Source organism: Dyadobacter luteus (assembly GCF_003383615.1).
Lineage (GTDB): Bacteria > Bacteroidota > Bacteroidia > Cytophagales > Spirosomataceae > Dyadobacter > Dyadobacter luteus.
In genome coordinates this window covers 43,887-52,181 of record NZ_QNUL01000036.1, presented here as the reverse complement: position 1 = coordinate 52,181, position 8,295 = coordinate 43,887, and the positions used below count along the sequence as shown (strand labels likewise).

Annotated in this window: 4 protein-coding genes; 1 reads left to right on the top strand and 3 read right to left on the bottom strand. The window is 44.2% G+C overall.

Going from position 1 to position 8,295, the window contains the following annotated elements:
- Positions 1-98: 98 nt before the first annotated feature.
- Positions 99-1,682: a RagB/SusD family nutrient uptake outer membrane protein gene (locus DSL64_RS26365; protein WP_115833957.1), complete on the bottom strand. Its 1,584-nt coding sequence runs from the start codon at positions 1,680-1,682 to the stop codon at positions 99-101.
- Between the two features lie 10 nt (positions 1,683-1,692).
- Positions 1,693-5,214 (bottom strand): SusC/RagA family TonB-linked outer membrane protein, encoded by a 3,522-nt coding sequence (locus DSL64_RS26360; RefSeq protein ID WP_115833956.1) that lies wholly within the window; start codon positions 5,212-5,214, stop codon positions 1,693-1,695.
- Positions 5,215-5,527: 313 nt separating this feature from the next.
- Between DSL64_RS26360 and DSL64_RS26355 the strand changes: the two genes are divergently transcribed.
- A complete protein-coding gene (locus DSL64_RS26355; protein WP_115833955.1) occupies positions 5,528-5,923 on the top strand; it encodes a hypothetical protein in 396 nt (131 codons plus the stop codon).
- Positions 5,924-5,971: 48 nt separating this feature from the next.
- Here the strand turns inward: DSL64_RS26355 and DSL64_RS26350 are convergent, their stop codons facing one another.
- Positions 5,972-8,131, bottom strand: a complete 2,160-nt coding sequence (locus DSL64_RS26350) for a M43 family zinc metalloprotease (RefSeq protein WP_229217238.1) — start codon at positions 8,129-8,131, stop codon at positions 5,972-5,974.
- Positions 8,132-8,295: the final 164 nt, after the last annotated feature.

Sequence of the window (8,295 nt, the reverse complement as noted above, 5' to 3'; positions counted from 1 at the left end):
ATCTAAAGATAATCAATTTCGAAAAAATAAACAACCCAATAAAAGCAAAAAGAGGCTGCCCTTTTGAGACAGCCTCTTAGCTCTTATTATAATCACTGCTACCAGAGTGGATGTTGTACCAGATTAGGATTAGCATCTATCTGAGACTGAGGAATCGGATAAAGTTCCAGTTTGGCCGTATAAGGAAGCAAAATGTTATCTACAATCTGATCGGGCGACATGGCGGCGATTTCCTCGCTCAGCGTCCCCCATCTTCGGATATCAAATACCGTATTGAACTCGCCTGATAATTCCAGGCGTCGCTCCTTTCGGATAGCAACTCTCAGATCAGCCACGCTTGTAGCCTTGGAAGCAGTCGCTTTGGCGCGCGCCCGAACCCGGTTCAATAGCGGCAAGGCTTCTGCGGGTTTACCTGTTTCTACCAATGCTTCTGCAAGGCACAGCAGCACGTCCGAGAATCTCAATTCGATCAGATCAGACGAATAGCCCTGGACAGCAGCTCCGGCAGGACGCGGTACACGCGCCAGTTTTCCAAATGAAATTCCGTATCTGTAATTTCCGGTTCCTACAGATGCTTTTGTTCTCTGATTGATGTAATTGGCCTTCAGAGTATCATACACAATGCTGTCGCCTGGTTGCACCTCACCCCGCGCCGTTCCTTTGAAAACATATTTGCTGACCACCGTAAAATCCCGGCGTACATCTGTTGGTTCAAACAGCTTAAAGAAGTCATATGTCAGCCCGTAGTTGGTTTGCTCATCACCATTCACAAGTCCGGGAGGAAAGAGGTTGAATGGAAGAATATTTCCGTTAGGATTAGACGAATTGATAAAGTAGCCAAAAGACAATACGATTTCAGCATTTCGTTCATTTGTCAGAGAAAAGATAGATGGGAAGTCGGCCAATAATTCAAAACCATATTTTGCTTCATTAGCAGCTCCGGTCACCTCTTTTAGTTTGTCAACAGCCTTCTGGTAATTCTCTGTTTTGGCTAATGGTTTCCCGGCCATGGTCAGATACACCTTGCCAAGCATTGCTTTAACTGTTCCGGCAGTCACACGACCCAGTTCAGCTCCGCTACGAGCATCGGGCAGATGAGTTTCAGCAAAGGCAAAATCATCAAGCACCACCTGATACACCTCGTCAGCTGTTTTTTTAGCCCCAAAAATCAAATCAGTATCTTTCAATGAATTGATGGGTTCCAGGATAATCGGCACATCCCCAAATAGCCTGACAAGATTAAAGTAAGCATAACCGCGTAGGAACCGCGCTTCGGCAATGTATGGATCAGCCTCTGCCTCCTCACCCGGAACTGCCAGTTTTGCATTGGCAATTACGATATTAGCTCTGAAAATAATTTTATAGAATCTTGCCCAAACAGCTGAAAAAGCACCGGAATTGGGTAAATGACCGAAGCGGTAATACGGGTCTCCCCCAATTCCAATTCCTGCTGTAGCGTAGCGGTGCCCCGTTTCTGTTAAGGTAAATCGGGCACTGATATCGTTAAAATCAGGGGCGGTGTAAGTTTGGTAAACTCCTATCGTGGCCTGGTTAAGCCCTTCCTCGTTCTCAAAAACCACGTCTTTACTCAGTGAAGAAAACGGTTTTTCATCGAGATTATCCTTACAGGAGACGGCTCCAAACAATAGCAAAGCCGGTAATAGTATGTTATATCCTTTCATGACTGTGACATTAAAAATTACATGAAAAACCAATGGTGTAGGAACGCTGCATAGGATACGCGCCGTAGTCAATCCCTTGCTGAAGTAATGATTGTGCATACGAACTTACCTCCGGATCGTAACCGGTATATTTGGTCAGTGTCCATAGGTTGGTACCAGTTACAAAGATTTTAGGGCTTTGAATAGGTCCGAGTTTCGGGAAGGTATAGGACAACGCCAGCATTTTTAATCTGACAAAGCTACCATCTTCCACCATCGTGGAGTTGATATCTCCCGAAGCTATACCACGCTGGATGCCTGGATATTTCGGATCATTATGCTGATTATTTTCAGTATAACGGCGATTGTACCATTCTTCAGATTGGTTAAACCCTACACCTCCATAATCTACCACACCATTGTTCACGTAGAAACTGGTAAGATTTAGGACATCGTTGCCTACTGAACCTGTGAATAAAGCATTCATCGAAAAGTTCTTCCAGGTGAAATCCGTGTTCCAGCCGAATGTAAAATCCGGGTTGGACTTGCCCAGAACTACACGGTCTTTGTCATCGATGATATCATCCCCATTGGTATTCGCATAAATCCAGGAACCGTAAACAGGTGTTCCTGTTGAACCCGGAGGACGAGGCCCTTCAAATGTGGTGAACAAAGGATTACCATTTGCATCAAAATCAGACACCTGAGTCAAACCGGCTACTCTGTACCCGAAAAACCGTCCTACCTCCTGGCCCGGCTGCAGGATACCCGAAACGCCTCCCAGCAAATTTCCGTTAATCGAAACATAGTCGGGTTGCGTCCTTTCACCCAAATCTACGAGTGTGGTAACATTTTTCGAGAAATTGATTCTGGACGAGAGTGTTACATTTTTGCGCTGTACAATATTGGCCAGTAAACTTACCTCCACACCTCGGTTGCGCATTGTTCCGTAATTATCAAGGATCGAATTAACGCCTGATTGCGTAGGCAGTACTCGTTGTTGCAGCAGGTCGGAAGTAACTTTGTTATAGTAATCTGCGCTGATTACGATCCGATCCCTGGCCGTATTAAAGTCAATCCCTGCATTAAATTGTCTTGTACGTTCCCAGGTAAGGTTAGGATTAGCAAGGGTGGTAGGAAAAATGCCGGTATTAATGATTCCTTCTCCGTCACCAAGCTGATAGAACCCACTGCTGAACTGCATCAATGAAGAATAAGGGCTGATCGCCTGACTTCCCGTTTCTCCATAAGATGCTCTGAATTTGGTATTGGATACGAATTTCACATTTTTCATAAACTCTTCCTGATCCAGATTCCAGGCTAAGGCTACAGAAGGGAACAGCCCATATTTATTATTCTCTGCAAAAGCAGATGCGCCATCCATCCTCAATGAGGTATTCAGTACGTATCTCCCTTTAAAGGAATAATTAATACGGCCGAATGCCGACTGGAGAATACGCTTCTCTTTAAATGAGCCAATGGCCTGAGATTGTGCACTTCCAATATTATCTGTACCGAAATAGGGAATATCAAAACCTGAAGAATTGGTGTTGACGAATTCAACAACCTGGTCGTTATATTCTACACCAGCGGTGACGTTCAGATAATGGTTCTTATTAATTGTATTTTCGTACTGAAGGAACGCATTTACATTGTAAGAATAGGTATTGGAGGTGTTATTACTTCCGCGCCCGCGTGACTGGTTCCCTTCGGCTGTACTTGGTGGCAGGAAAACGCTCCTTCTGGTTAGGTTCTGATTACTTCCTAACGATACGACAAACTGAAGTCCCGGAGCAAGCTTAAAGTAATTCTCCAGATTAATGATCGAGTAGTCATTCTGTGTAACATCAGACTTTGCCATCAATTCGTTGTATGGATTTGCAAAATAGTAGCCCTGGTAACCCGGAATACCCAAACTATTGAAGCCAAGGTAGTCGCGCTCCAAAGTAGGTGCTGCCCTCAATCCATCCATCAAACCTCCCGAAAACGGCCAGGCGCGGGACGCTGTAACAGCTCTGTTTGATTTTTGGCGGGTGTAGGCCAATTGCCCTTTCAGTGTATACCAGTCATTCACTTCGTTGTTCAGGTTGGCGCGGATACTTCCCCGTGAGTTATCTGAATTTATAATCGTTCCTTTATCAAAAAGATAATTACCTGAAATATAGTAGGACGATTTTGCACTACCCCCGGAAACGCTCAGGGTTACATCCTGACGAAAACTGGGCTGAGTTATCTCATCGACCCAGTTCGTATTAACAGGAACGTTGTTAGGATTTTCAAAAGGCTCTTCCCGGTCCGTGAGACGGAAACTTTCATTGATTATTTCAGCATACTGGCGGGAATTCATCATTTTGATTGGGTTCGAAATTGTTCCGAACGAGGTTTTATTAACCAGCTCTACTCTACCCGTTCCTCGTTTACCCGCTTTGGTAGTAATCAAAATTACACCATTGGCACCCCTGGAACCATATATAGCCGTGGCAGATGCATCTTTCAAAACCTCCATGCTTTCTATGTCATTCGGATTAATTCCGTATAATCCATTTTGGCTGTAAGCTCCGGCAAAGTTGGCTCCTGCTTCCCGGTACGGTGGCATTGGAAATCCATCTATAACATACAAGGGCTCGTTATTTCCACTCAATGAGTTGTTTCCTCTTATTCTGACCACTGCAGCAGCTCCTGGCTCACCGGACGTTTCTACAACCTGCACACCGGTTGTTCTTCCCTGTAATGCCTGATCCACCGTATTCACGACTGCGGATTTGTATTCGGTACCCGATACACGCGCAGTCGAACTCGCCAGATCCCGCTTACTTTGCGCTCCATATCCAACCACTACTACTTCTTTCAGTGCCTTGGCTTCCGGATTAAGTTGTACGTTGTAAGTGGTTTGCTTTCTCACTGGTACTTCCTTCGTCGTAAATCCCACGTAGGAAAATACCAATACAGCTCTTTCGGATGGAACCTTCATATCAAAAGTTCCTTCGGGGGTTGTGACAATTTGTATTTTAGTATTTTTAACAATTACACTTACGCCCGGAAGTCCTGTTCCGTTTTCATCTACAACGAGCCCTTTAATAGCTCTGGCTCCGGCACCAAGATCCGGAATACTATCCTGTGCTACTGTAGGAACAGCAGCTGTCGTATCCGATGGGGTCCGGGTCGAGTCACTGGCAATAGTCTTATTCACGTTGCCCGGAATCCGGCTCATGGCCGCACTATCCGAAAGTGCTTCATTGTTTTGAGTTCCAGCAGGCGTTGCAGACTTTTTTGTGGTATCTGAACTTGTCTGAGGTTTTACTAACGGATCGAATTTCTGGGTTGGTCTGACAAGCGAGTCCCCGACGGCTTTGGGCTTGCTAATTGTATCGGGCTTGGCTGCGGGTTTAGCAAGTGTGTCAGCCTTGGGCTTGGGAATAGTATCAACTGGTGTTTGTTGAGCAATTGTTCTGGTGCAGACCCCTAAAATGATCAGAGTACCGGCTAGCGTTAACCTGAACCTATTCTGCCAGGGAACGCAACCAACCTCATTCGGTCGTTGAGCTTTTTTCATGTGAGCTGTGGCTAAGTGATGGAATTTTTATTCCGTATAGTGATATTCAAGGCGTCACCAAACAAAAACCATACCTTAGTAGCCTGTCGTTACAAAAATTGGCGCCCCGCTGGACCCGCGCTCAGAGGTTTGCAACAGAGCATATTATGCCGGAAGTGGATTGCAATAAGAATTTTTTTTCAGAAAAAATGATAAAGAGAAGTTTTAATTTTTGGAAAAAAGTACTTACCGATTACATTTGTCGAAATGCTCCTATCCTCAGTGTTGAAAGTTCGCATTTAGAAATACCAGTTAGTAAATAAAATACATCACCATGCGTCAGGAACAACTGCTTACGGCCGACTACATAGATTCTCAAATAGGAAATGTAATCGAATATTATATCAAATGGGATTTTGAAGAGGATCCATTTTACGGAAAAGCAAGAATAAGAGGATTAGCTGATGACGACTTCGGTAAGCTTAAAATAATATGTGATGTCATTGAAGGCAGTGATCTTGAACTTGCCTACGAGGAAGAAGAGGTGTTTTACCACTCTGATAACCGTCCCATACTTGCAGGTCCACTTCCTGAGATTTATTCAGCAAATTGGGTTTCGACGGATGGGAAGAAAAAGAAGCAGATATTCCTGCTACCTAATAATGAACATGCCAAGGACTACGCTATATCTCAGACAAATAGCAAAGTTGTAGTGAAACGAATTCTTTAAGATGAAAAAGTAAACGCCGGCAGATTTGCCGGCGTTTACTTTTTCATTTCATTTTACTTTAACAAACTTTTTCGTCAATACCTTATCTTCAAATACTGCCCTTACCACGTACAATCCGGCGTTACAGTTTGTAAGCATAAAATCGTAAATATTACCAGGAACCTGACCGTTCACAATTTCTCTTTCTACCATGAGCTGTCCGGAAACATTGTAAATCTGAATGGCCTTAAGTGTAGCTGGATGAGGGTAAAACTGAACGGATATCGCTCCATCAGTAGGATTAGGCGTTACCAGAAAACCTTCTTCTTTGAGGTTCGGATTTACTGTTACAGTTCTGATATTGATGTCGTCGAGATAGATATTATTTCCATTTCCGGTAATATTCTGAAAGGCTACAAGTACTTCTCCATTGGAGATGAAGCGTCCGAGATTAATCTCTTCTCTGCGCCATTCTGAACTTCCCGGAACGAATTCGGTGCGTGTAGCGCCCGTACGAGTCACCAGAGAAGCACCCCACTTTTTGTATACAGAAGTGTACGTTTTTCCGCAATCTGTACTAATAAGCACCTGTAATGTATCCCACATAGTTGTCTGTGCTGATGAATTTGCATAGCTGGCAGCTGCTACCTGAAATGAGACGAATGCAGAATCCACATTGGCAATATTCACCGTCGGGCTACGGAGATAATCCTTTTGTCCGGTTTCCACATTGTCCATATTATTAATCCGGACAGAATAGGTGCCGGTTTTAGCGGATCGGTTGGTTCGTTCCCACGTAATGCCTGCATCCTCGTTAACAATATCCCAGGCTACCGGCAGAAAGGAATTCTCAAACCCTTCTCTCACCGGAGCTTCCACCGGCTCGTAGTACATGAACTCTTTGGTTAGTACGTCGGTAGAAATATCTTCATCCGCTACTCCATTAGGGCTGGAGATTGTAATTGTAATTGCATGATTCCCTTCAGCTGTCTGCATCTCTGGCAGGCTGATGAGTGCCTGCTGATAAGTTGGTACAGAACCTGTCCATGTTGACCTTACAACGGTTCCATCATCGATTTTAGCTTCAATAATCAGAGAGGTCAGGGTTTGGCTACCCCGGTTTTCAATTGTGATTTGAGGTGTGAACGAAGCTTCGCACAAACGTTGATCAGGGCTGTTAATGAATTTAAGCTGGGCGTCATTACGGTTAATAGTTATGGGAACACAGGCATTGGAAGCTCCCAGGGAAGACCGGTACGTGCTGAATGCCGCTTCCATCCGTGCAACCTGCAATTTGGTAAACATAAGTAATCCGGCATCATAGGTATAATCCATGTAGTTCTGATACATGATTCCCGGAGCGGAAGGAGAGCAATAGTCTGTAACTATTCCTGTTGGAAGACCTTCTGTTTCCTTCCCCTGATTCGGCGTGTCATCAATGTAATCGGTACCTGCACAACTACCGTTATCATCTCCCCATATATGATAGAGGTTAAAAAAATGGCCTAACTCGTGGGTAAGCGTTTTTCCATAATTGTAACTGGCAGCGGATCCTCCCGGCAAACTTCTCTGATTGATAACCACTCCCTGTTCATCGGCTCTTCCGGTATTCGGAAAAGTAGCATAGCCAAGCAGGTTGTTGGTAAAATCACAAACCCATATATTAAGATATCGTGTCGGATCCCATGAATCAGCCCCACCTGTGCTTGCGTGTTTAACACTTCCTGACTGAATCCCGGTGACATCAGTGAATCCCGTCTGGGTGGTTGTATATCTTACAATTCCCGTTGTAGGCTGATCATCAGGTGTACGTTGTGCAAGGCAAAACTCAATTCCCGAAGAACCATATACATCCCTGAAAGCCGCCAAAATTCTTGCATTACTCTGGTTAAGCCCCGCATAATCTCTGTTGACAGTATCCAACTGAGCCAGAATTTGGCTGTCAGTGACTGAGGTTGGTCTGCGCATTACAATATGAAAAACAACTGGTATCGTAACTGTCCCTGTTGTTCTCATCGTCTTTCCTGAAGCCACTCTTTGATTGATGATCCTTTGTAACTCCACCTCTCTGTTCTCGAAACTGATCTTTTGAGCGGGATTATTCAGGAAATGATTGTGGAGCGCTTCCATGGTTCCACATCTTTCCTGAGCATATCCGGAAGTTGAGACCAATAGCAGCAGCGTGATGAAGTGAGCAATCAGGGCAGTGATGCGTAATCTTAAATTCATTTATACTTAAATTATGGGATCTTACTAAAACTATAGCGTATCAGGACTTTTTTGCTTTGGAAGTCTCTACATACATTTACGAAAAAAAAAGGATTGTTGATGCGACCTTTTAAAAAATAAATGGGTTGTCTTGAATCAGAGTTAAAACTAGAAAGAATTCTACT